The sequence below is a fragment of the Bradyrhizobium sp. UFLA05-112 genome (assembly GCF_053572325.1).
Genome location: NZ_JBANBK010000023.1, coordinates 1 through 24140 on the forward strand (window position 1 = coordinate 1; position 24140 = coordinate 24140).

Sequence of the window (24140 nt, forward strand, 5' to 3'; positions counted from 1 at the left end):
GACGAAGCCGCGGTCGACCAGCGACAGGCGGTTGGTGTTGAAGGAGGCCGGCATCGCCGCGCCGTAGGAGCCGTAACCGTAGAGCAGCAGCGGCGCCGTGCCGTCGAGCGCAAGGCCGCGTCGATACACGATCGAGACCGGCACCTCGGCGCCGTCATCGGCCTTCGCCATGATGCGGGTGGTGACGTAGTCGGCCGCATTGTGACCGCTAGGAATCTCCTGGCGCTTGCGCAGGACACGTGAGCGCCTGGCCATGTCGTAGTCATAGACTTCCGACGGCGTCGTCATCGACGAATAGGAGAAGCGCAAGTTCGTCGTCTCGAACTCGTAGGAGCCCATCGTGTCGAGCGAATAGGCGGCTTCGTCGAAGGCGATGGCGTGCTCTTCGCTGTTGCCGAGATCGCGGATCACGATCGCCGGCAGCGCGTTGGCGCGCTCCAGCCGCACCAGGTGGCCGGCATAGAGATCAATATCGATGATGTAGATGCCCGGACGATACGGAATCAGATCGCGCCAGTTCTTTCGCTCCGATGTCGCGAGCGGTGCGGTGACGATCTTGAAGTCGATGGCATCATCGGCATTGGTGAGGATGAAGAGCTCATCGCCGCGATCGGCGAGCGAATACTGTACGCCCTCCTCGCGCGCCGCAACCAGTCGCGGCGGTGCGTCGGGATTGGCAAGATCGATCAGCCGCTGCTCGGAGGTCTCGTGGTCGCCGCCGGCGATCACGCAGAAACGTCCACTGGTGCTCTCGTGCAGATGGGTGAACCAGCCGGAGTCCTGCTCCTCATAGACCAGGAAATCGTCGGCCTGCTTCGTGCCGAGCCGGTGCCGCCACACCTGCATCGGTCGGTGATTGTCGTCGAGCTTCACATAGAAGAAGTTTTTGGCGTCCTTGCTCCAGACCACGCCGCCATCGGTTTCCTCGACGAGGTCGTCGAGATCTTTTCCCGTCGCCCAATCGCGCACGCGGATCGAAAAATACTCGGAGCCCTTGGTGTCGGCTGTCCAGGCCTGCAGCTTGTGATCGGGCGAATGCCGGCTGCCGCCGAACCTGAAGTATTTGTGGTCCTTTGCGAGCGCATCGCCGTCGAGCACGATGTCGCTGTCGCCGCCATTGCGCGGCAGGCGGCCGAACAGCTCATGCTGTCCGCCTTCGCGAAACTTGCGGAAGTAGGCGAACGGGCCGTCCGGTGAGGGCACGCTGGAATCATCTTCCTTGATCCGGGAGCGCATCTCGCGCACAAGCGTCTTCTGCAAGGGCGCAGTATGGCCGAGCAGGCTCTCGGTATAGACGTTCTCTTCATCGAGATATTTGCGGATGTCGGGATCGAGCACCTGGGGATCGCGCAGCACCTCCTGCCATTTCGCATCCTTCAGCCAGGCATAGTCGTCGCTCACGGTGATGCCGTGTCGGGTGAACGAATGCGGCCGCTGCGGCGCGACGGGGGGCTTGGTGGGGCTGGCGGTTTTGGTCAAGTCGATCCTCGCGTCAGGGGGCGTGTCCTGCCTTTATATCGGAGCGAAAGTGGGGGATTTAAAGAAGCTCAATGCGGCTGTGGGGCTGGAAGGTCGCGTCAAACTCCGCCGTCGTCCCCGCGAAGGCCGGGACCCATACCCCCAGGGAGAAGTCGTCGCACGAGCTGGTAACCCCGAGTCTTCGCCCAACCACATCCTGTGGTACCGGGTCCCGGCCTTCGCCGGGACGACATTGGAGTGTTTGGCTTACGCCCAAGCCTAACCCAAGCCTACACCCCGACCTGCTCGCCGAGATAGGCGACCGCGGCCTCGAGCCCGCCCTTGCCGTGCGGGATCTTCAGTGCGTTGAGGCCCACCTCGATCACGCCGAGCGTGCCGAGCAGCATCGGTGCGTTGACGTGGCCCATATGGGCGATGCGGAAGGCCTGGCCGGAGAGATCGCCGATGCCGGTGCCGAGCACCACGCCGCATTTGTCCTTGCAATAGCGCTGCAGCACCGCGGGATCATGACCGTTGCCCACGGTCACGGTCGTCACCGTGTTGGAACGCTCGCTGTTCTCCAGAATGTTGAAGCCGAGCACCTGGCCCTCCGACCACATCGCGACCGCGCGCCGCGCGGCTTCGCCGAGCAGACTATGCCGACGGAATGCGTTCTCGAGGCCCTCCTCGTGCAAGAGGTCGATCGCCTGGCGCAGCGCGAACAACAGATGCACCGGCGCGGTGCCCGCATATTTGCGATAATGCTCGGTGCCTTCGCGCTCGCTCCAGCTCCAATAGGGCGTCGCCATGTTCGCCTTCTTGTGCGCCTCGAGCGCGCGATCATTCGCCGCGACGAAGCCGAGCCCGGGCGGCGTCATCAGGCCCTTCTGCGAGCCGGACATCGCGACGTCGATGCCCCATTTGTCCATCTCGAACGGCATGCAGCCGAGCGAAGCCACGGTGTCGACCATGTACAGCGCGGGATGGCCGCTCGCCTTGATCGCCTTGCCGATCGCCTCGATGTCGTTCTGTACGCCCGAGGCGGTATCGACCTGCACGACGACGACGGCCTTGATCTTGTGCTCCTTGTCACGGCGCAGGCGCTCCTCGACCTCGTGCGGCCGCACTGCGCGGCGCCAGTCACCCCTGAGCACCTCGACCTCGGCGCCCATCAGGGATGCAGCGTGGCCCCAGCCGATCGCGAAGCGGCCGCTTTCCAGCACCAAAAGCTTGTCGCCGCGCGACAGCACGTTGCTGAGCACGGCTTCCCAGGCGCCGTGGCCATTGGCGATGTAGATGTAGGATTTGCCCTTGGTCGCGAACAGTTTTGAAAGATCGCTGATCAGGCTCTCGGTCAGGTCGGTCATCTGCTTGGAATAGATGTCGATCGCCGGACGATGCATCGCCCGCAGCACCTCGTCGGGCATCGTGGTGGGCCCGGGGATGGCCAGAAATTCCCGGCCCGCGCGAACGGTCATTGTTGTTCTTCCTTATGTGATGAAGACGATCTGGAGGGTCATCGACTTACGCTTTTACGCGCCGTCGGGCCCTAAGAAAAGCACGTAAAACGCGGGATAATCATGCAAGAAGCCGATCGTTCGGACATGACTATCGCCGTGTCTCGCGGCATCCTGCGGCTTCGGCTTCCTCCACCGAGCAGAACCAGCGGGTGCCCTTGCTGATCTTCATCTTGATCTGCGCGTACCACCGGCTGGTCGGCTGGTGAAAGATGCATTCGCCGGCGCTGTTGACGTTGCCCTTGATGGTGCAATCCGGGGACGGCGCGACGGCGCCCGATGCCGAGGCGAGCAGGATCGCATGGGCCCCTTCGGGCGGCTTGGTGGCGCCGAGGATCGCGGTCTTCCTGTTGCGCACGCGCCAGTCCCAGGGGGCGATGAAGGCGCCCTGCCACATGCCGGCCTTGGCTTCGCGCGCGACCGCTTCGTCGGCTTCATAGTCGTGGGAGATCCGGGTGAAGGCCAGCGCCCAGCCGTTGCGCACCAGCCATTTCTGGATGTCCTCGCCGTCGACCTCGCAGCGCGCCACGGTGCGGCCGCGGCGGTCGATCGACCTCGCATGGCAGACCCAGTTCTTGCCCTCGGCGTATTTGGCGAGCTCCTCGCGCGCCGCCACGCCGCAGGTCCAGCGCTCGCCCTTGGTGTTGAGGCAGAGCTGGTCGGTCGAGGGTGCATCGATGCCGCCGAGCCGGATGCGGGTATTGCCGATCTGGAGTGTATCGCCGTCGCGGATCTTTGCCGTGCCGGTGATGTCGGCAGCCTGCGCCAGCGACGGCAAGGCGAAGAGGAAAATCAAGCCAAGAAATGTTCGCGACATGCCGGTCCGCGCGTAATGAAAATTCCGATAAGCCCAGCAATTGTGGTCGGTATTTGGCCGCCGGGCCAGCACCTGCCCAACATATGGGCTTTCAACTTCCTGTCATCGGTGGGGCGAGTGGCGAATTGTGAATAGCGAGTAGGGAGACTGATGGTGGCTCCCATTCGTTATTCGCCATTCACCATTCGCCGCCTCGCAACCGCCAGCCCCATCAGCACGAAGGCCGACGTGACTTCGGGGCCGCCGACCAGAATTCGTGTCGGGGTCTTCATCTTGTTCCATTCATAGGCACGGAACGGGCCGCGGCGGCCGCCTTCGCCGAGAGCTCTGACGATGCAGTTCAGCGCCGGCGCGAAGGTCTTGGGATCGGCGCCGAGATGGCCGAGCGCGATCAAGGCGAGCGCCGCGTCGAATGCGTTCATCTCGGCGACGAGCATCTCGCCCTGGACATAGCCGAGCACGCGGGCGCGGATGAAATCGAAGGTGCCGTCGGGATCGATCGCGGCCTGGGCGGCCAGCGGCAGCGACAGGAAGGCGGCGTAGCAGCGGCCGAAATAGGCGCTGTAGAGCTCGGGCAGATAGTAGATGTGCGAGCGCGGATTGGCGAAGGCGCCGCTCGCCGCCAGCCGCTTCTGGAAGGCGATGATGCGATGCACGGTGGCGAGCCGCGCCGGCGTCTCCAGAATCTTCCAGCGTTTAAGATTGCGGAAGGACACTTCGAGGATGTCGAGGTTCAGCGTTGGATCGAGATCGTTGCCATAGGGCCGCTCGCCGGCGAGATTGTCGATCCAGGTGGCGACGCCGCCTTCGTAATCGATGTTGTCGTTGAGCGGCACGGTGACGCGCGGCTCATTGACGCCCTCACGCACCTGGTAGCCCACGTAGAAATCGAGCAGGGGCTGGGCGAGGATCGGATCCTCGGAGCCGGCCTGCGTCGCGGCCGAGAACGAACACGCCGTGGTGTCGCAGTCCGGCACGTAGACGCCGAAGCCGAGGTCCTGCTTGATCTGCGCGAAGAAGCGGGAGAAGCGCGGATGCGGCGGCGGTGCGAGCGCGGTGATGACGTCGAAGCGCGTGCCGTCCGTGCCGCTCACCGCCTCGCGGCTGATGTTGATGCAGAAATCGACCATGTCCGCGATCGCGGCCTGCGCGGCGGTGGCGTCCGCGGGCGAGGCGAGGCCGGTCTCGCGATAGGCGAGCAACGCCTCGATGAAGAAGGCGTCGTAATAGGCCGAGCGGTGGCGGATCTGCACCGGCTCCCACATCGGCTCGGCGATGCCCCGCCAGGGCGGATTGATGATGGCGCCTGCGCTCGAGCGCGCGATGAACACGCGCGCCAGGTTGAACAGCAGCGAGGAGTTCTTGTAGCCGCGCGAGTTCAAGCCGGTCAGCGCCATGATCAGCTCGCGCCCGCGCAGGTCCGGGTCGCCGATCAGGTTGAACGCGGCAAAGGTCGGCAGAAAGCCGTTCTGGCGGTAGCTGCGGAGCAGATGATGCGCGCAGTCGCGGATCACGCTGTCGATTTCCGCCAGCGCCGGCGCCACACCGTTGAACGGCATCGGTGGCGGCTTGGGATGGTCGAGCGCGATGGTATCGAGGAGGTCGGCGACGGGACGGCCGACCGCTTCCCAGTCGGGCATGGCATCGTCACGCGCGCGGGTCAGTGCCGTGCGCAGCCGGGTCAGCCTCGCCTCATCGCGCAGGTCGGGCAGACCGGCGCGGCGGAGCAGCGCCCGCAGGGCCGGATTGCCAAGCGCGGTCTTGTAGAATTTTGCCAGATGCGGATCGCCGGTGGCCGGGCCCGCCAGCACGGGATCGCAGACGTCGTAAAGCGAGGGGCCGTCCTTCCGTGCCGTCAGGGCGCGGAAGGCGTGCCCGGCGAAATAATGAAAGCTCATGAATTACCTGGTCGCGCGGGGCCTTGCCGGGGTTCACGGCACGCCGTCCCGGCAGCGCGCCCATGTCTCCGCAAGTGATTGAAAAGTGTCACGAATTCGCGGGGAACACAAATGTGACCAATGTCACGGAAAAATTGGACACAGGAGCTGCCCGATCAGGGCTGAAAAAGGGCTCAAAGGATGACAAAATCCTCATCTGTGACGCTGCCAATTAACCAGCATATTCAGTGCTTTAGCTAAAAAGAAGGGCAATCTATTGCCGTGGGGGCGATATCCGGTTAAGGGTTTGTTTGGTGCGGCGCCGCAAATTGCGCGCAATTCGGGGACACATCCCCGGCCAATCCCTCAAACCTAAAGACGCCATCGCGCTACTCAGACAAGTGCGCGCGCCGCGATGGCTCCTGACAGGAATGAACCGAGATGAATGTAAGGCAGCTCGACATTTCCCGACGCACCATTGCGGTCGCCGCCGCCCTGATCGGCACGGTGTCGCTGGCGATCGGCGCCCACGCTGCCCTCAACATGCGCGCCCTCGATGCCGCCAAGGCGGTCTCGACCGCTGAGGTCACCGGCTCGGTCGGCCACACCTCGCGTCTCGCCCTCGTCATCGGCAATGGTCATTATCCCGACGCCAATGCGCCGCTGTCGCAGTCGATCAACGACGCACGTGCGCTGTCGTCCTCGCTGCGCAAAGGCGGCTTCGACGTTGACATGGTGGAGGACGCCAGCAAGGACGACATGGTCCGCGCCGTCAACCGCCTGAAGTCGAAGATCACGCGCGACAGCGTCGTCATGCTGTTCTTCGGTGGCTACGGCGTGCAAGCCGGCCGCGAGAGCTACATGCTGCCGGTCGATGCCGTGATCTGGAAGGAAAGCGACGTCCGCCGCCACGGCGTGTCGATCGAGAGCGTGCTCGAGATGATGAAGGAGCAGGGCGCCAAGGCCAAGCTCGTCGTCGTCGATGCTTCGCGCCGTAATCCCTATGAGCGCCGCTTCCGCTCATACAGCCACGGGCTGGCGCCGATCAGTGCGCCGGACAACGCGCTGATCCTCTCCTCTGCCTCGCCGGGCAAGGTCGCCGACGACGGCAAGGGCGAGCACAGCGTGCTGGTCAGCGAGCTCCTGAACAACCTCAATGCGCAGGGCAGCGCCGAAATCGTCTTCAACAAGACCCGCGTCGCCATCTCCCGCGCCTCCGAAGGCGACCAGGTCCCGACGGTGTCGTCCTCGCTCCTGGAAGACGTTCAGTTCGACCAGGCTGGCGGCTAGTTCCTCACACCCTGCAAGGTCTCGTGCCCCGGACGCGGCGCATCATGAAATGATGCGCTGCTGAGCGGGGCCCATGCCTTCATGCGGAGCTTTCGGGAGAGATGGGTCCCGGCCCAGCGCAGCAGCGTGCACGCTGCTGCGCGTCCGGGACAAGAGCCCTTCTTACGCGTTTACTTCGTCTCCGCGCTCGCCGTTACCGGGCGAACTGGGTCGCCTTCGCGCAATAGCGCGCCGGCGCGGGCGACGACGATGTCGCCTTCATTGACGCCGTCGCGAATCTCGATATTGCCGCCGGACATCAGCCCGATCTCGACCCGCTTGGTCTCGACGCGGTTGCGGCGGATGATCTGCACCACGGTGCCGGCGGGACTGTACTGCACGGCGGTCAAGGGGACTGCGACATTGCAGCTCTGCCCGGTCTTGATCAGCGCGCGTCCGCTGGAATTCAGCAGCAGCCGCCGCGGCGTCGAGATGCCGATATAGACCATGCCCTGCTGGATGTTCGGCTCGACCGTCGGCCCGATCTTGCGCACCTTGCCGTCGATGTCGCCGGCACCCGCGACGCGCACGGTGGCCGGCTGATTCACCGCGAGCTTCTTCATGTCGGCGGTGGCGACCAGGCCGACGAGGTCATATTCGCTGCGCGCCACGATCGAGAACAGCGCTTCGCCGCGCGCCGAGGCCGGTGCGCCGATCTGTGCCGTCGAAGCGGAGATCACACCCGCGACCGGCGCCGTCACCTGGACTGTACCACCTTCGGGCAAGGCCAGCCGCGCCAGCACCTGGCCGGCGGTGATGGTGTCGCCGGCTTCCGCCAGCACCTCCGTCACCTTCAATCCGGGACGCTCGGGCCGCACCGAGCTTTCCTCGCGCGCGATGATCGTGCCGCTCGCCTCCACGATGTCTGAGAAACAGGACTTTGCCGCCTTCAGCACCGTGACGGCCGGTCCCTTGGGTGCCTCCTCATCGGCGGCGCGGGCCGGGAGAAGGCCAAGAAAAAGGCCAAGCCCCAGTGCGGTGGCCGCTGGAAGCAGGGTTTTGCGAGATTTGCGGGTGCAACGACGCATCGGACCAATCCACGGGATCAAACGCTTCACTCGATAGCAGATGGCGAGGGTCCACACCATGGCGCCCGAGTGGCAGGACGGATCGCCGCAGGTGCAGGTCACGGCAAGCCTTTGATTAGTCGCGGGATTGAAGATCAGGTTCGGCGCCTCGCGCCATCCGTCAGCTAGGGCGTTCGCCGAGCAGCCTACCGGTCGTGCGATTGATCAGGTGCAGGCGCGCGCACGCCGGACACGTCACCGAATCGTGCGTATCCCTGGAATCGGACAGCTCGGCCGTAAGCCGATGCTGAACGTTCATGCCGGTCTGCGGGCATTTGAAGACAATATGACGGTCCATCGCGTGCCGGAATATGACGGCAGCGAGCCGCGACCGAAACTACGGATGATTGCGTAGGTCGGTCGCAACTCCCGCCCTCTTACTGCAGCGCGATGAACTCCACCCAGTTCGGCTTCTTGCCGGTCGGATAGGACTTCAGTTTGGTTAACGCGCCGCTGGTTTGGTCGATCGCATAGACCGACATGCCGTCGGACAATTCGCCGAGGGCGGCGAGATAGCGGCCGGTGGGATCGATGTTGAAGCCGCGCGGCTGCTTCTCCGTCGGCACGGTGCCTACCGTGGTGAGTTTGCCGCTTGCCGGATCAATCTTGTAGGCGGTCAGCGTGCTGGTGGTCCGCTCCGAGGCATAGAGGAAGCGGCCGTCGGGCGTGACATGGATGTCGGCGGCCCAGGGTTTGCCGGTGAAACCTTCGGGGAGCGCCGTAGTCCGCTGGATCTCGCTCCACCCGCCGGACTTGGCGTCATAGCTGAACGCCGCGACGTCGCCGTTCAGTTCGTGGATGAGATAGACGTATTTGCCGTTGGGGTGGAATACGAAGTGCCGGGGACCCGATTTCTCAGGTACCTTGTAGACCGGCGGATCGCTCGGCGTCAGTTCGCCGGTGGTGGCATTGAAGGCGAAGGCCAGCACCTGGTCGGAGCCGAGATTGGTCGCAAACGCAAAGCGATTGTCGGGCGAGGGGATCAAGGCGTGCGCATTGAGCCCGGTCGGGATCACCTGCTTGGGCTCGCCGACGACGCCGGTATCAAGCAGCGGATTGAGCGTGACCTTGTTACCGCCATAGGAAGCGCTGAGCACGAACTTGCCGGTGCGATCGGTCATGACATAGGCCATGCTGTCGGCGAGCGGCCCGTTGCCGATGTGCTTGAGCGTGCCGGTCTTCGGATCGATCGCAAAGCTCACCGCCGAGAACGGCTGCGAGCGCACGCCGGCGATCAGCACGCGGCGATCGGGTGTCACCGCCAGCGGCGTCGAGGAGCCGGGCTTCTCTATGCCGGCGAAAGGCGCGGTCTGCACCGGGCTCATCTCGCCCTTGTCGTCGATGCGGAAGACGGAGATGTCGTTGCTGTCGGCATTGCCGACATAGGCAAATGTGTCGGCCATACCGGCGCGGACTCCGAATTGGGTGGCAAGAATGACGGCGCATGCCGCAAGCGGCAGTCGTTGCAGGATAGTACGGGGGGGCGGTCGAGACATCAGGCTTCCTCCAGCTTTCCAAAATCGCCCTTGCCGTCCGGCATGGCTTTTCTTGGTTGCCGGCGAGGATACAGGGCTCCCTGCCATTCCGCCAAAATCCACGTTGGATCGATCGATGTCGAAATTGTATCGGTCGGGTGTCGCAAAGCCGGCACCGTGACGCGAACCAATGTGGTGTGCATGAATTGAGTCCGGGCAGGCCTCAGAGGAGCTTGGTCATTGCCCCGCGAAAACGATCTTGAGGGTAAGCCCGATATGGGCGGCAAGCATGGCGGCCAGGCCGGCCAGCCTAAATCTCCGCCACGCCCAAAAACCAGCCAGCGCGATGAAGACGCGGTGGCAAAGCATCGGGGCCATCAAACCGAGCAGAGGCCGCCACCGACCAACAAGAGATAGTTCGGCAAGATATTGGCCCCAGGATAATGGCCTTGGGTGCGCTCACAGGCCGCAGCAGAAGAGGAACGGCATCGTCGTTCGGCTGTTCTAGAATTCCTGCTTGCGGCGGGAGGCTTTTGCGGAGGCTGACGTGTTTTGGATTTATTGGGACACCGCCTGGTCGATCATCATCAGCGGCATCATGTTCGCGACCATCGTCGCGCATCCCGACGCTGAGTTCGCGGAAGTGCGCGCGGCAAAACGATCCTGAGGCCTGCACTGCGTCGGGGCCGCGTGTCTCCGTAGTTCTGCGGAGTCAGCGCCGCCGCGCGTCGTTGTTCGATGCGACGGCCTTTGCCCGTATCGAGGTGAACCAAATCTTAGGCGCGCGACGGTAATTTTCCGCATCTTTCATAGGATGCGGCCCGCAATGAAATTGTCTGGCAATCCCTCCATTCGTTCGGTTCTGGGCGCCATCATCGGCATCCTCGGCCTGTTTCTGCTCGCCCAGCTCGCGACCGGACTCTATGGCGCGGTTGAGCGCAACGCCGCGGCGCAAAAGCTCGAGCGCTTTGCGGGCACCGACCAGCAGCTCTTTGCGACCCTGCTCGGCTTTCGCCTGGAGCGCGGCACATTCCTGTCGGCGCTGCTGGCGGAGGGGCCGGCCAACGCCAATGCTGACAATCGCATCGCCAGCAACCGGCAATTGTCGGAAGCCGCCTATAAGAGCGTGCTCGAGCGTCTCGAGGGCGTGACCGATTCCCGTCTCGCCGGTGCCCTGAGCCGGCTGGTCGCAATTCATGACGCGCTCGTGTCGCTTCGGCCCAAGGCGGAAGCCGCCATCCACCAGGCGAAGGCCGAGCGCGTCACGAAGCTCGCCGACGATTTCCGCAAGACCGCGCAGGATTATCTCGACGCGATTCTGGCGCTGACGGGCGAGCTCGAGAATGCGCTGAAGCTGAGCGATCCCGTGGTCGATCATCTCCTGGGCGTGAAGCAGTCGGCCTGGGCCGCGCGCAATTTCGGCGGCCTGATCGCGATCCGCCTGGAAGCCGCGGCGGCCAGTGCAAAACCCTGGAGCGCCGCCGACATGGTCGGCGCCGCCGAGGATACCGGCCGTGCCAAGCAGGCCTGGAGCCAGGTGCTGGATGCAGCCGGCCGCGCCGATGCGCCCGCCAGCCTCACCGACGTTGTCGCGCGCTCGAAGCAGGGCGAAGCCGCGGCCATGGTCGAGCGCCAGCAGGGTTTCATCAAGGCGCTGAGCAACAACCAGACGATCGACATCAAGATCGAGGATCTCTCCAAGCTCAACACCGCCATCCTCAACTCCAGCGTCGAGGCCGGTCAGGTCGCGCTGGCCGAGATGGTCGCGCGTGCCGGGCAGCAGATGAGCTCGGCGAAGTGGAGCCTGGTGTTCAATGGCGCGATGATGCTGGTCGCGCTCGCCATCACCGTGTTCGGCTTCATCCTCGTCAACCGCCGCGTCAGCGTCCCGATCCGGAAGTTGACTCAGGCGATGCGCCGGCTTGCCGAGCGCGACTATGCGATCGAGCTCGCCGGCATCGAGCGCGGCGGTGAGATCGGCGAGATGTCGCGCGCGGTGTCGGTCTTCAAGGAGAACATGATCACGGGTGATCGTCTCGCCGAGGAGCAGGCGGCAGAGCAGGCGCGCAAAGAGCGGCGCCAGCTTGTCGTCGAGCGGCTGATCGGAGAGTTCGAGAAGACCGTCACGGAATCGCTGCATACGCTAGCCTCGGCGTCCGGCGAACTGAACGCCACCGCGCACTCGATGTCGTCAACCGCCGAGCAGGGCTCGTCGAAAGCGGCCTCCGTTGCGTCCCTGTCGGGCGACGCCTCGTCCAATGTCCAGACCGTTGCCGCTGCCACGGAAGAGCTGTCGGCCTCGATCGCCGAGATCAGTCGCCAGGTCGCCGAATCGTCGAGCATTGCCGGGGCCGCCGCGGCGGAAGCTGATCGCACCAATGGCGAGGTCCAGGCGCTGGCGGACGCCGCCCAGCGCATCGGCGATGTCGTTGCGCTGATCACGGGCATTGCCGAGCAGACCAATCTGCTCGCGCTCAACGCCACCATCGAGGCCGCGCGTGCTGGCGAAGCCGGCCGCGGCTTTGCCGTGGTCGCATCCGAGGTGAAGAACCTCGCCACGCAAACCGCGAAGGCGACTGAGGAGATCACCGGGCAGGTCGCCGCAATCCAGGGCGCGACGCGTTCGTCCGTGACTGCGATCCAGTCGATCGGCACCACCATCCAGCGCGTCAACGAGATCGCAGCCGCAATTGCCGCCGCGGTCGAGGAGCAGGGCGCCGCCACGCGCGAGATCGCCCGCAACGTGCAGCAGGCCTCCCAGGGCACTAGGGAAGTCTCGCGCCATATCTCCGGCGTCTCACAGGCCGCCGGCCAGACCGGCGCGGCCGCCGGCGAGGTGCTCGATTCCGCCAAGGTGCTGGCGCGCCTGTCGGAGGATCTGAAACGCGAGGTCGACAGCTTCGTCGAAGATCTCAGGGCAGCGTAGCGCGACTCCGCTCCGCTCTCCGTGCCCCGGATGCTGCGCAGCGCGCCGCCCTTCGCGGCGTGATGCGTTGCTGATCCGGGGACCACACCGAACGGCAAAGCGAGGTCCCGGTTCAGCAGCGCATCACGTCATGCTGCCGGGCATGAAGCAGCGTATCAGCGTGCGGCCGTTGACGTAATACGGCCAGACCATGGTGCGACCGGCGCGGTTCGGCTCGGTGATCACGGTGTCGTCGGGCACCTCCACCCACATACCTTCGAGACGAACGCGGTAATGGCCGTCCCGGGTGTCCCAGTCGGCATCGGCTACCGCGGTGCCGTCGGCGTCCGCGCAGCACGGGCCGCCGCCTTTGCTGTGCAGGCTTTCGAACCAGCCTTTGAGGGGGGAATTCGCAAACCGGCCGTCGTCGCGGCCTTGTACGGGGGCGCCGATCACGGCAAGCGCCACAACGAGAGGGGGTAACCGATAGCCGACAGACATCCTTTCGCCTCTTGGGTTTCGCACGCAAAACAAAACGTCCGGCCCCGAAGGCCCGGTGCGCACGTGATGCATTTTCAGCTGACACCCCCCGGCCGGACTGTTTCGCATCAGCGATTGCGACAACCCACGGGTCGAAGGTTTGATCCTATTTGGGAACGCGCATCATTGCGGCCCTATCGGTCAGAATCTGTGACCGATTGCCGATCGTCCATTTTGTCGACTTGATGCGGGAGCGAATTGAGCGCAGGTTTGCGCCCGTGATTTGTCGTGAAGGGCTTAAGGGGCTTTGGGATTCATGGTGATCGCATCGAGGGCGACAATTGCCGTTTGCTCGTTCCTGCTGGTTGCGGCCGGCGGTACCGCGATCGCTGTCGGCACCGGCGGGCTGTGGCAGGCGTTGCGCGGCGGGGCCGAGGTCAAGGTCGCCGACGGCAAGGCCCAGGTCGAATCCAAGCCGGAAGCCGGGGCGGCGCTCGCGGCGCCGACATTCCTGCCGCCGAGCGCGCCGTCCGTCGCACCGTCAGCGGCGCCCAGCAATGACGTCGCCACCGCGCTCGGCAAAGCGCAGTCCGCGCTCGCCGATCTGCCGGCGCCGACCGCTCCGCCGCCGGCTGCTAGCGAGGAGACCGGGCCGCGTTTCGATGTCGCTCGCGTCGATGATGACGGCGAGGCGGTGATCGCCGGCCGCGCCGCGCCGGGCGCACGCGTCGAGCTGCTGCGCGATGGCGAGAGCCATGCCTCCGCAGTTGCCGATGCGTCCGGCCTGTTCGTGATGACCCCGCCAAAGCTGCCGCCGGGCAGCTACAAGCTCAGCCTGCAATCGACGGCGCCGGACGGCAGCGTGACGAAATCGAGAACCGACGTTCCCGTGACGCTGAACGCGATGGCGCAGCCACCGCGCGCCGCACAAGCGCGTACCGATGTCGCCAAGGTTGCGAAGGACACGCCCACCGGCGAAGCTCCTGTGAAGGAGGCCAGCGCGGCAGCCTCACCGGCCGCCGCGCCGAGCACCGCGCAATCCACTTTGGCACTCGCCGCCGCGCCGTCCGCCGAGAAGGGTCCGTTGCGCTCCAAGGTGGAGACGACGGGTTCGACTAGCTCCAACCGCATCGTCATCCGGGGCGACAGCCTCTGGCAGATCAGCCGCCGCGCCTACGGCGATGGCCTCAGCTACGCCCTGATCTACAACGCCAACCGCGACAAGATCCACAACCCGGACCGGATCTATCCCGGCCAGACATTCGTCTTGCCGCGCAAGGCAAGGTGAGGGGTTCTCGATCCCGCAAATCCTAAGGTGGGTTGCCTGAGCGTGGGAACTTTCTGTTCCAACGCGCGTCATTGACGTTATGACGAGATGCGGCTTGGCGCGAAGGAGGGAGCCAAGGTGACCATCATGTCGAAATCCCGCCTTGGACTCGCGGTGGCCGGCATCGCGCTGATCATTCTCGCGCTGCTGCCTGGCGTCGCCGAGGCCGGCTTCGGCCTGCGGGTCGGCGGTCCTCTCGGCGTCGCGCGTTTTGCGATGGGGCGGATGCTGGGTGTCGCCGGAATTCGCCACATGCGCATGGCCGCGCGGCACAATCGTGCCCGGATGGCCGCGCTGCGCCCGCAGGACCTCCGCCCCGCCGCGGACGCCGTGCGCCCTACCGTTCGCGCCCAGCTCACGGCGGTTGCTGCACTCGCAGGCTGGCGCGGTGGCCGCGCCGGGCAAGGCTGGTGGCAGCACGGCGATGGGACCTATGGCTGGGTCGGCCCCCTGTTCTGGCCGTTTGCTGATGACGACATCACCGATTTCACGATGCGCGGCGACGGCACCGCGCTGTGGGCCTATGGCTACGGCGATATCTATGCCGCAATCTTCGCGCCCTACGCCCCAACCGAGCTCGCCGCCTACACGGCGCCTGGCCGCCGTCACCGCAGGGTCCCCGAGCTCCAACAGCTCTGCGACACCGGCGATGCCGTGGGCCTTCCGATCGATGCGATCCTGCGCACGGTGCAGCCGAACGAGGTCCAGCGCGCCGGCCTCGACGAGCTCGCAAGTGGTTGGGCCTCGGCAGGCGCGACTATCCGCGCCGCCTGCCCGACCGAGGCGGCCGCCAATGCACGCGATCGCTTCGCGCTGATGCAGCGCCGCCTCGAGGCAATGATCAACGCGGTGGATGCGGTCGCGCCGCAGCTTGAAAAATTCTACGGCCTGCTCGACGACGAGCAGAAGTCGCGCCTCAACGCGCTCGGCAAGGAGGGCCGCGGGAACGCCGCCGAGACCAAGCGCAAGGAGATGCAGGCTGCAGCCTGCAGGGCGCCCAGCGAGCCCATGAGCGACGAGCAGGCCCAGCGCCAGTACGAGCAGCTCGCGAAGCAGCAATGGCCGGCCGACGATATCGGGGCCGCGCTGCGGCTCGACGATACCAAGCGCGCCGCGCTGGAGGTGCTGCAAGACACCACCATGGGCACCATGGAAGCCCTATCTCCCTGTGCGCCGCAGAACCTGCACACCCCGCAAGCCCGCCTCAAGGCGGTGAGGGCGCGGCTGGATGCCATGCTCGAGGCGGTGAAGACCGTGGGCGACGCGCTCGACGATTTCGAGTGGGGCCTCTCCGACGAGCAGAAGACGCAGTTCGAGGCGATGGGGCTGAAGCGCGGGGTGTGATCGGATGCTGCGCGCGCAAAAGCCGCGGAGAGCGCGCAAGCGCTCTCCGTATCACAGCTCTCTTGCTCAGCTGAAGAAGTGCCCGCCCGAGGCCAGCGCGTAGGCCTGCCATTGATGATCGAGCACGATCGTCTCATGACTGCCATTGCTCTGGCTGATATCGAGCACGAGGTCGTTGGCGCCGCCGCGATGGGCGGAAACATCGGCGGAATCCTTGACGAGGTCGACCAGCGCCGCCATCGAGTTCACCACCGCGCCGGATCCAGCGCCCTCGCCGGTGTCGAGCACGGTTGCGGGGTGCGTGCCAGTCGAGGCGAATGTGCCGGCCTCGTAGTCGTAGAGCACGAGGCTGTCGCCCTTGCTAAAGTTCAGGTCGAACACCGCGTCGGTGGCGTGCTGGCCAGCCGTCTGGTCGGTGCCGTTGAAGCGGAACTGGTCCGCGCCCCGGCCGCCATAGAGCAGATCGTTGCCGCCGCCGCCATTGAGCACGTCGGAGTGCTGTCCGCCGATAAGGACGTCATTGCCGCCCTTGCCGTCGAGGAAGCTGCCGACCGGGCTGAACAGTCGTGCGACGAGCAGATTGTTGCCATCCGTTCCCTCGACCAGATTGTCCGAAACGACGGTGACGTTGGTGCCCCCGTTGCCGTCGGAGGCGAGCTGGAAATTCAGCCCCGACGCATAGGCATGTGCGTCGAGCTGGAGTGTGATCGTCCCCGCGTTGCCGCCGGTGATGGTGAGCACATTGTCGGCCGATAGCGTCGCATGCGTCGCCTTGCCGATGCCGGCAAGATCGATGGTATCGCCGACGGCAAAGCCTTCGATCGTATTGTCGAGATGGCCGTGGCGGAGCGCTGCCTGGTCGATCTTCAGCGTCTGCGCGCCGTCCTCGAAGGTGATCGCGCCGGTGCCCGCGGCATCCAGCGCCGCGAGCTCCAGCGTGCCGGCATGCAGCGTGGTGCCGCCGCTGTAGCTGTTCGTTTGCGTGAGCACGGTGGTGCCGGCACCGGCCTGGTCGAAGGCGCCGCCGCCGGAGATCACGGCGTTGAACTGGAACAGGTCCGAATGCTCGACGGCGAATTTGCCGTTGTCGGTGACGTTGCCCGTCAGCGAGCCGCCGTCGGCGACCGCAAGTTCCGCGCCATGCGCCACCGTGATGCCGGACGAGAAGCTTTCCGCGTCGGTGACGGACCAGTTGCCGCCTTGTACGTCGAGCACCTCGAAGTTCACCGCATGCGCCAGCGTGCCGGAGCCCGTGCCGAGCAGGTTGAACGTATCGGTGCCGTCGCCACCGTCGATCGTCGCGGTGAAGGTCGACCCCGTGTAGTCATTGAGCACATCGTCGCCGCCGCCAAGCGCGACACTGCCCTCGATCGTGCCGTGATTGGTGATGGTATCGGCGAACGTGTCCGTGATGGAGATCGCTTCGCCATTCCCGCCGTGGATGAGGCCCCAATTCTGGATCGTCGTGGGCGCCCAGCCATTGCCGCCGTTGCTGCCGTTGCTGCCGTTGGGTCCGCCGGCGCCGTCGCTGTCGTTGACGGTGATCGCGCGCTCGAAGCTGGTGATGACGCCGCCGATCTCATTGATGATCGTGCCGCCGCCGATGGTGACGGCCTCCTGGAGATCGACCGTTCCGTCCGACTCGACGACATGCACGCCGGTCGCCTGGATGGTGCCGAAATTGTCGAGCGTCAAAAGGCCGTCCACGTCGATACCGTCGCCGTCCACGGCCTGCGACGGATCGCCGCCGAGATAGCCGCCGGTGCCGACGATCGTGCCGTGATTGGTCACGTACGTCATCGAGAGGCTCGGCGTGTCCATGTTGATGCCGCTACCGAGATGCCCGGTGATCGTGCCCTCGTTGTAGACGGTGATCGGCTGCTCGCCCGTGATGCCGTGGCGGGCGCCGTCGATGGTACCGCCAGCAAAGTTGTTGACGATGCCGCCGCCCGCATTCGACTGGAAATCGATGCCGTCGTTGCCGCTGTCGCCGGCGCCGTTCTGCGCGACGATCGCGCCCCAATTGTTGATCGTGGCGTGCGCGCCGGGCCGGATGGCGTCGGCGTCGGCTGCGCCGATCAGTCCCCCGGCGTAATTGTTGATGGTGACGATCGCGGATTTGAGATTGTCGAAATCGAGCGCCTGGCCGCTGGCGGTGCCGCTGATCGTGCCGCCGCTGTAGCTGCCGGAGACGATGACGCCGGAATTGTTGACGGTGACTGATCCCGCATGGCCGTCGGCGGCGGGAGCGATATCGGTGTTGATGCGAATGCCGTCATTGGTTAGCGACACGAGCTCGGCGCCGCTCGCATTGTTGAAGGTGAGGCTGCTGCCCCGGTGAGCGAATTCTTGCCGGTGTCGATGCCCCGGGTCGTTGCGCTGATGATTCCGAAATTGTCGATTTCGGTCGTGCCGCCGGTCCAGGTGATGTCGGTGGTGTCGGATAGCGTGCCGCCGGCGGCAATCGTGCCGATGTCGCCATTGCCGACGGTTTTCGCTTTCGTGTCTGTCACGCCGCTCGCCACGGTGAACGAAGCCATGATCCCTCCCTGTGTCCCGGAAAAATCGACGCCGGACGGCGTCAGCGCATGATGTTGGTTGCGGCCGCGAGCCGTAGCGGGAGTGCATGACGACGGGATGACGATTGATCAGCCGGCTGTGGACTTCCGACACGAATTGATTTGCCCGGACGCCGGCGGGCGCCAGGGAAGAATGCCCGGCTGCGTCTCCGCACGACACCGCGACGATGTCCTCGCCATGGACGCGATAGTCGTCCGGCAGCTTCAAGGTATCTAGTCGTCGTCCTGGCCTTCGCCAGGACGACCCTGGAGACGATCTGGCGCTCCTCACGGCCGAGGGAGCCGCAATAGCTCACATCCTCCGCCGCGCCGCCGACGCATCCACGACATTGTCGACTTCCTCGCGCCAGCTCAGGATCTCCATTGCGAGCACGGGGTGATTGAAACCCTTGAGCTGGAGATCGTCGAGCGGGCGGGCTTCGACCCATGGCTCGACGATGCCGTAGACGCGCCGCGCGACCACGATCTGGCCGGCCTTGGCCTCGTCGCACAGGCGCGAGGCGAGGTTGGTGACGCTGCCGATCGCGGCATATTCCAGTCGCTGCTCGAAGCCGATCTGGCCGAGCGTGGCATAGCCGAGCGCGACGCCGACGCCGAAGCCGAGCGAATGGCCGCGGTTCTTCCATTTCTCGGTCAGCTTGCCGACCGCATCGCGCATCTCGACCGCCATCTTCACCGCGCGCTTGGTGTGGTCGGCGAATTGAATCGGTGCGTTGAACAGGATCATCACGCCGTCGCCGGCGAAGCGGTCGAGCGTGCCCTCGTAGCGATGGATCAATTCGCCGAGCGCTGCGTGGTATTCCCGCAGCACGTTCATCGCCTCTTCCGGCTCGGTCGCTTCGGTGAATGAAGTGAAGCCGCGCAGATCGCAGAATACGACGGTGACCTCGCGGCGGTGGCTGTCGAGCAGCGCATCGTGGCCGTCCGAGGAGGCGATGAGCTGCGCGACCTGCGGGGCGAGGAAGCGTTCGAGGCGCTTGATGCGGCCGATCTCGCCGAGCTGCTTCTCGACGCGCTCCTCCAGCGAGCGGTTCCAGTTGCGCAGCTGCTCGGTCTGCTCCTGAAGCTTCGCAGCTTGCTGCTGCACCGTCTCATGGGCAGCCGCAAGCTCGCGGCCCTTGTGGTCGACCTCGGTGAAGAGGCGCGCATTGCGCATCGCCAGCTCCGCCTGGTGCGCGAAGGTGCGCATCAATCCGGTGAGGCTGCTTGCGAACTCGCCGCTCGCGCGACGCAAGACCACCAGCGAGCCGAGCGTGCCCTGCTGGTCGACCAATGGCACCACGAGCACGGAATGGAAGCCGGCGTTGACGGCGACGTCGCGCAATGGCTGCCCGGTCGCCTCATCGAGATCGGGAAGCGCGATCGGCTCGCCGCTCCTTGCGGCATCGCTGAGCAGGCTCGCGCCCTCGTCGATGGTGACGTGCGCGCCGTCGGCCGACTTGTCGATGCCATTGGCCTCGACCAGGTTGAACTGGTGTTTCTCGGCATCGTAACCGTAGATCAAGACCGCATCGGCCTGGGTGATCTCGAGCGCGCGCGCTGCGATCGTCGGCAGCACGGCATCGAGATCGAGCGAGGAGGCGACGGCGCGGCCGACCTCTTCCAGCACTTTGAGCTCGTTGATCGACTGTGCGAGGTCGCGCGTGCGCTCTTCAACTTTGGTTTCCAGGCTCGAATAGGTCTCCTGGATCTGGTTCGCCATGCTGTTGAACTGATTTGCCAGTCCCTCCAGCTCGTCGGAGGTGCGCACGTCGATGCGGTGGCTGAAATCGCCCTCGCCAAGCCGATGCGCGCCGGCGCTGAGCGCGGTGATCGGGATGAGCATGCGCCGCGCCAGCAGCGTGCCGGCAAGGATCGCGACCAGCAGGCCCATGCCGATCAGGAGCGCGACCCGCACCAGCTGGTCGCGGATCGGCGTCAGCGCCTGCGCAGTCGGCTGCTCGAACAGCACCGTCCAGCCGAGCTTTGGCACTTCGCTTGTGGCCGTCAGCACCGCGTGGCCGTTGAAGTCGGTGCCGGAGGACGCACCGTCGCGATCGGAGGCGATCGCGGCTGCGACCTGTGGCAGCTTCGAAAGGTCGGCGGCGACTTCGGGCCCCTTCGACGATGTCGCCAGCACCCTGCCATGCGGATCGACCACATAGGCAAACGCAACCTTGCCGACCTGGGCGTCGGACAGGAAGTCGGCGATGAAGCCGAGGTCGACCTCGGCGAGCGTGACGCCGGGCTTGAAGCCGGAATGAGCGACCGAGATCGACATGAACGGCTCCTGGTCGACGAAATGAGCCGGTGCGTAACTGGTGCCGCGGGCGACGGCGTCGGTGAAGCGCATGTCGCGCGCGTAGTCCGTGCTGCTGCCGCTGGAGACCGCGGCGCGCGACACGCGCTGCACCACCTGGCCCTCGCCGTCGAGTTGGGTGAGCCTGCTCACGGCCGAAACCTGGTTCAGGAGCTGGACATAGTCGGCGCGGCGTTTCTCGATGGTGTCCTGCGAGGCGCGCGTCACCCAGCTGATCTGGCGCTCGAGATCGAACATCGATTGCTCGATGCGCTTGGAGACGGCCTGCGCCTTCTCCTCGAGGCCGTCGGTCAGACTTGTCCTGGTGGCGCGATAAGAGATCCAGGTCTCCATCGCGCCATTGACCGCGAGCACGAACACGACGAGGCCGACGAGGGACGCGACATATTTGGCGAACAGGCCCTCGCGGAAAAACCAGGTCTTGTCTTTCGCTCCCGCCATCCAGATCCTCACGCGCCACGGCCGATGCAGGGGCTGCCGGCCGTTCTAGCACAGTTCCGCCTGCACAGCCGCCCAAGCCTGCCGGATATGGGATAAGGCGCTGGCCGAACAGGAGATTAATTGTCGCTGCAACCCAGCTCTTTCCGTTCCCGCCCCCCGTTGCGGGGGAGGGCAGTACCCCGGCAAAGGCTGCCCAAAGGAACACCCGCTGTTGCAAAAACTACCGGTTAAACAACTGACGCAGCACGTCATTCATCGGCTGGCTGTCTTGCTGCTCGGCGGGCGGATTGTCGGGCGGGGTGTTCTGGGCCGGCGGCGTCGGCGAGGCTTGCGGCGCCGGATGCGCCGGCGTTCCGGGCAGGCCGCGGCTGCGGCCGGTGCTGGTCCCGGGGGCGGCGCCGGACAGGCCCTGCTGGATCAGATTGCCGATCGCCTCGCCCAGCGCGCCGCCGAGCGGATTGTTTTGCGACGGCTGGCCTTGAGGATTGGCATTGCCGGCATTGTTTCCGCTTGGCGCAGTGCCGCCGAGACCGAAGCTGCCCAGGATGTTGCCGAGTCCGGCGCCATCGGGACCAAACAGGCCCTTGCCCATTTCGCGCAGCTTTGCGTAGGCCGCCTCCGGATTGTCGAGCACGCCCGCCATGTCCGGATAGATTTTCGGCTGCGACCAGGAGCCCTCGATCATCACGGGAATGCCGAAGCCGACGGGATCGGAGGTGCGGCCCTGGCCCTCGGTGGTCATCACCAGTTTCGGTTCGACGCGAAAACCCATCATCTTGGTGTCGAGCGCGATCGTGCCGGCGCCGGTCACGCGCACCAGCGGGCCGATCAGGTTGAGATCGGTCGTCACCGCCTGGCCCTTGTCGATGCGGAAGGAGGCAGAGAGCTGCGTCAGATCCGTGCTCTGCTCCTGGCTGTCCTGCCAGCCGGACAAGGTGGACGTGGTTAGCGATCGGATCATCTGCGCGACATTGATGCCGCGGATGGCGCCGTCCTGGAAGTTGGCGAACACCGTGCCCTGCATGTTCGCCATCAGCGCGCGCTGGCTGGTGCCTGCGGAGCGCACCGCGATCTTTGCCTGCAGCTTGCCGTCGAGCCGGTCGAAATCGGCGAGCCCCTTGAGCAGCGGCAATGCGCGCACGCCGACGAGGTCGGAATGCATGGCAAAGTTCGGCGCACCGCCGGTCGCATCCAAAATCACCTCGCCGGAGACCTGGCCGCCATAGGCGCCGAGATCGGTCGTGCCGGCCTTCAGCACGCCGCCGGCGAGCTTTGCATCAACCGCGAGAGGCGCAAAACGTGCTTCGCCGATATTGGCCTCGGTCGCCGAGACCCTCATCTGCGCGTCGACATAGTTGAGTCCGGAGACGCTGATCGGCGCATCGCTCCAGGGTTGACCGGCGGCACCGTCGGCGGATTTCGACAGGGGAATGTCGAGCCGCTGGAAGTCGAGATCGAGCTTGAGCAGCGGTTTGCTGGCGATGTCGACCGAGGCCCAGCCGTTGAACGCGCCATCGCCGAGCGTGCCGGTGATGCCGTTGATCATCACGATTGAGCCGTTCAGCCGCGCCTCGGCGTGGCCGCCGAGCTGCGATTGCAGCAGGCTCGGCGCGTCGACGGCGAAGTCGAGCGGAATCGTCTGCCGCTCGACCGGCGCCGTGGGCACCACGGCCTTGATGTCGAACTTGATCCCGTGATCGCCAGCCCGCGCCGTGCCCTTGAAGTTGACCTTGCGATCGGCATTCACGGTCGCGTCCGCATTGATCGCGCTGAGCCGGCTCTCGACACGGTCGCGCGCGACCGAGAACGCCACTTCACCGTCGGTGACCTTGATGCGATCGATGCTGACGTCACCGGCGGCCAGCGGCACCGCCGGCTTCGATGCCGCGGCCGCGTTCGGCATGCGCTCGCGCAGCAGCGGCTGGTAGAGTACGGGATGGGTGACGAGGAGATCGCCGATCCTCGGATGGCCCGACCACACGCTCGCCAGCGACATGTCGGCCTGAACGCTATCGACGGTGAGGCGGTTGATGCCGGTGCGGTCCTTCGGATCCTGGAGCGTGAGGTCGCTCAGCGTCACGTTCAGCGTCGGCCACAGGCTGACCTTCGTGTTGCCGGCGATCGTCAGGCGGTAGCCGGTCGCGCTTTCCACCCGCGAGGTAATCGCCGAGGTCAGGAATCCGGAGGGGACCCCGATCACCAGTAGAAGCGCGATGACGATGATGACGGCGGCGACCGCAGCGCCGGCGAATTTCACTGCTCTCATGTCGACTTTCCAAACGGATAGCGGCGTCGAACCCGGCCGGGCCGATAACCCGTCCGTTGCCCGTCAGTCTATCCCGGGAGGGGAAACCGCTCCAAGCTGCCAAAAATAAACAGGGGGTGCTGCAAAGTTATGTGACTTATGACACACTTCCCTCCGCGGGTTTTCCGCGAAATCTGATGTTGATGGTTCCAAGGGAATTGCCAAGGGTTTGCCAAGGGATTGCCGAGGGGGATTTGCCAGGGGGACTACCAAGAAATCTGAAAAAGGGAATTGCAATGAGCAAACAGGCCGAATTTGCGGTCATTCTGAAAATGAATGCGATGTTCGCCGACCTCGGTGCGGACGAACTTCAGCGCTTGTCCAATCTCTGCCACACCCAGCATCTGGCGAATGGCGAAGTGCTGTTCCAGAAGGGCGACCCCGGCGATGCGCTGTTCGGCGTCCGCCGCGGCCAGGTCCGGATCGAAACCGGTGCCTCCGACGGCAGTCGGCTGACGCTGAATTTCATGGGACCGGGAGACCTGTTCGGCGAGGTCGCCGTGCTCGACGGCCAGGACCGCACCGCGGATGCAACCGCGGGCGAGGCCAGCGAGTTGTTCGTGCTGCGGCGCGAGGACTTCCTCACCTTCCTGGAGCGCGAGCCGAAGGTCGCGATCAAGATCATCATGCTGCTCTGCCAGCGCATCCGCTGGCAGAGCGAGCGCATGGAAGAATCCATGCTCCAGCCTCTGCCGGTGCGGCTTGCCCGCAGGCTCTGCGCGCTCGCCGCCGATTTCGGCTCGGAGGTGCATATTTCGCAGGAGCAGCTCGGCATCTTCGTCGGCGCCGCCCGCGAAAGCGTCAACCGTCAGCTCCAGGCCTGGCGCAAGGAAGCGATCCTCGACCTGCAGCGCGGTCGGATCCTGCTCAAGAACATGCCCAAGCTGACGTCGATCGCGCGGAATGAATAGGGGTAGGTA

Annotated in this window: 18 protein-coding genes; 6 read left to right on the forward strand and 12 right to left on the reverse strand. The window is 65.2% G+C overall.

What is annotated here, in order from left to right; genetic code table 11:
• From SO180_RS15635 to SO180_RS15650, 4 genes are all read right to left on the reverse strand, one after another.
• Positions 1–1479, reverse strand: a 1479-nt coding sequence (locus SO180_RS15635; RefSeq protein ID WP_449379730.1) for a S9 family peptidase, incomplete at its 3' end; no start/stop codon positions are given.
• A 269-nt stretch (positions 1480–1748) separates the two neighbouring features.
• Positions 1749–2936 (reverse strand): pyridoxal-phosphate-dependent aminotransferase family protein, encoded by a 1188-nt coding sequence (locus SO180_RS15640; RefSeq protein WP_449379731.1) that lies wholly within the window; start codon positions 2934–2936, stop codon positions 1749–1751.
• Positions 2937–3066: 130 nt separating this feature from the next.
• Positions 3067–3792 carry a thermonuclease family protein gene (locus tag SO180_RS15645; protein WP_449379732.1) on the reverse strand — a complete coding sequence of 242 codons (726 nt, stop codon included), beginning with the start codon at positions 3790–3792 and terminating at the stop codon, positions 3067–3069.
• Positions 3793–3959: 167 nt separating this feature from the next.
• On the reverse strand, positions 3960–5690 hold the full coding sequence (locus SO180_RS15650; protein WP_449379733.1) for a hypothetical protein: 1731 nt from the start codon (positions 5688–5690) through the stop codon (positions 3960–3962).
• 420 nt (positions 5691–6110) lie between these two features.
• Here SO180_RS15650 and SO180_RS15655 point away from each other — a divergent pair, with 420 nt between their 5' ends.
• Positions 6111–6959, forward strand: coding sequence for a caspase family protein (locus tag SO180_RS15655; RefSeq protein WP_449379734.1), 849 nt, complete (start codon positions 6111–6113; stop codon positions 6957–6959).
• Positions 6960–7129: 170 nt separating this feature from the next.
• Here SO180_RS15655 and SO180_RS15660 read toward each other — a convergent pair whose 3' ends face one another.
• Complete coding sequence (locus SO180_RS15660; protein ID WP_449379735.1) at positions 7130–8026, reverse strand: efflux RND transporter periplasmic adaptor subunit; 897 nt, start codon at positions 8024–8026, stop codon at positions 7130–7132.
• 127 nt (positions 8027–8153) lie between these two features.
• Here SO180_RS15660 and SO180_RS15665 point away from each other — a divergent pair, with 127 nt between their 5' ends.
• Positions 8154–8420 carry a hypothetical protein gene (locus SO180_RS15665; protein ID WP_449379736.1) on the forward strand — a complete coding sequence of 89 codons (267 nt, stop codon included), beginning with the start codon at positions 8154–8156 and terminating at the stop codon, positions 8418–8420.
• Between the two features lie 22 nt (positions 8421–8442).
• Here SO180_RS15665 and SO180_RS15670 read toward each other — a convergent pair whose 3' ends face one another.
• Positions 8443–9561, reverse strand: a complete 1119-nt coding sequence (locus tag SO180_RS15670) for a lactonase family protein (protein ID WP_449379737.1) — start codon at positions 9559–9561, stop codon at positions 8443–8445.
• Positions 9561–9743: a hypothetical protein gene (locus SO180_RS15675; RefSeq protein WP_449379738.1), complete on the reverse strand. Its 183-nt coding sequence runs from the start codon at positions 9741–9743 to the stop codon at positions 9561–9563. Before SO180_RS15675 ends, SO180_RS15670 begins: the two co-directional genes overlap by 1 nt.
• Before the next feature lie 623 nt (positions 9744–10366).
• Between SO180_RS15675 and SO180_RS15680 the strand changes: the two genes are divergently transcribed.
• On the forward strand, positions 10367–12466 hold the full coding sequence (locus SO180_RS15680) for a methyl-accepting chemotaxis protein (RefSeq protein WP_449379739.1): 2100 nt from the start codon (positions 10367–10369) through the stop codon (positions 12464–12466).
• A 123-nt stretch (positions 12467–12589) separates the two neighbouring features.
• Here SO180_RS15680 and SO180_RS15685 read toward each other — a convergent pair whose 3' ends face one another.
• Positions 12590–12946, reverse strand: coding sequence for a hypothetical protein (locus tag SO180_RS15685; RefSeq protein ID WP_449379740.1), 357 nt, complete (start codon positions 12944–12946; stop codon positions 12590–12592).
• A 295-nt stretch (positions 12947–13241) separates the two neighbouring features.
• On the opposite strand from SO180_RS15685, the gene SO180_RS15690 reads away from it, so the two are divergent.
• Both SO180_RS15690 and SO180_RS15695 read left to right on the forward strand, forming a co-directional pair.
• Entirely contained in the window at positions 13242–14213 is a 972-nt protein-coding gene (locus SO180_RS15690) for a LysM peptidoglycan-binding domain-containing protein (RefSeq protein ID WP_449379741.1), read from the forward strand.
• 126 nt (positions 14214–14339) lie between these two features.
• Positions 14340–15596, forward strand: a complete 1257-nt coding sequence (locus tag SO180_RS15695) for a Spy/CpxP family protein refolding chaperone (RefSeq protein WP_449379742.1) — start codon at positions 14340–14342, stop codon at positions 15594–15596.
• Between the two features lie 66 nt (positions 15597–15662).
• Here SO180_RS15695 and SO180_RS15700 read toward each other — a convergent pair whose 3' ends face one another.
• The 4 genes from SO180_RS15700 to SO180_RS15715 form a co-directional block, all read right to left on the reverse strand.
• Positions 15663–17888: a beta strand repeat-containing protein gene (locus SO180_RS15700; RefSeq protein ID WP_449379743.1), complete on the reverse strand. Its 2226-nt coding sequence runs from the start codon at positions 17886–17888 to the stop codon at positions 15663–15665.
• A complete protein-coding gene (locus SO180_RS15705) occupies positions 17879–18136 on the reverse strand; it encodes a hypothetical protein (RefSeq protein WP_449379744.1) in 258 nt (85 codons plus the stop codon). The genes SO180_RS15700 and SO180_RS15705 overlap by 10 nt, the downstream gene beginning before the upstream one ends.
• Positions 18137–18467: 331 nt before the next feature.
• On the reverse strand, positions 18468–20915 hold the full coding sequence (locus tag SO180_RS15710) for an adenylate/guanylate cyclase domain-containing protein (RefSeq protein WP_449379745.1): 2448 nt from the start codon (positions 20913–20915) through the stop codon (positions 18468–18470).
• Between the two features lie 220 nt (positions 20916–21135).
• Entirely contained in the window at positions 21136–23181 is a 2046-nt protein-coding gene (locus tag SO180_RS15715) for an AsmA family protein (protein WP_449379746.1), read from the reverse strand.
• A 275-nt stretch (positions 23182–23456) separates the two neighbouring features.
• Here SO180_RS15715 and SO180_RS15720 point away from each other — a divergent pair, with 275 nt between their 5' ends.
• Entirely contained in the window at positions 23457–24131 is a 675-nt protein-coding gene (locus SO180_RS15720; protein ID WP_449379747.1) for a Crp/Fnr family transcriptional regulator, read from the forward strand.
• Positions 24132–24140: the final 9 nt, after the last annotated feature.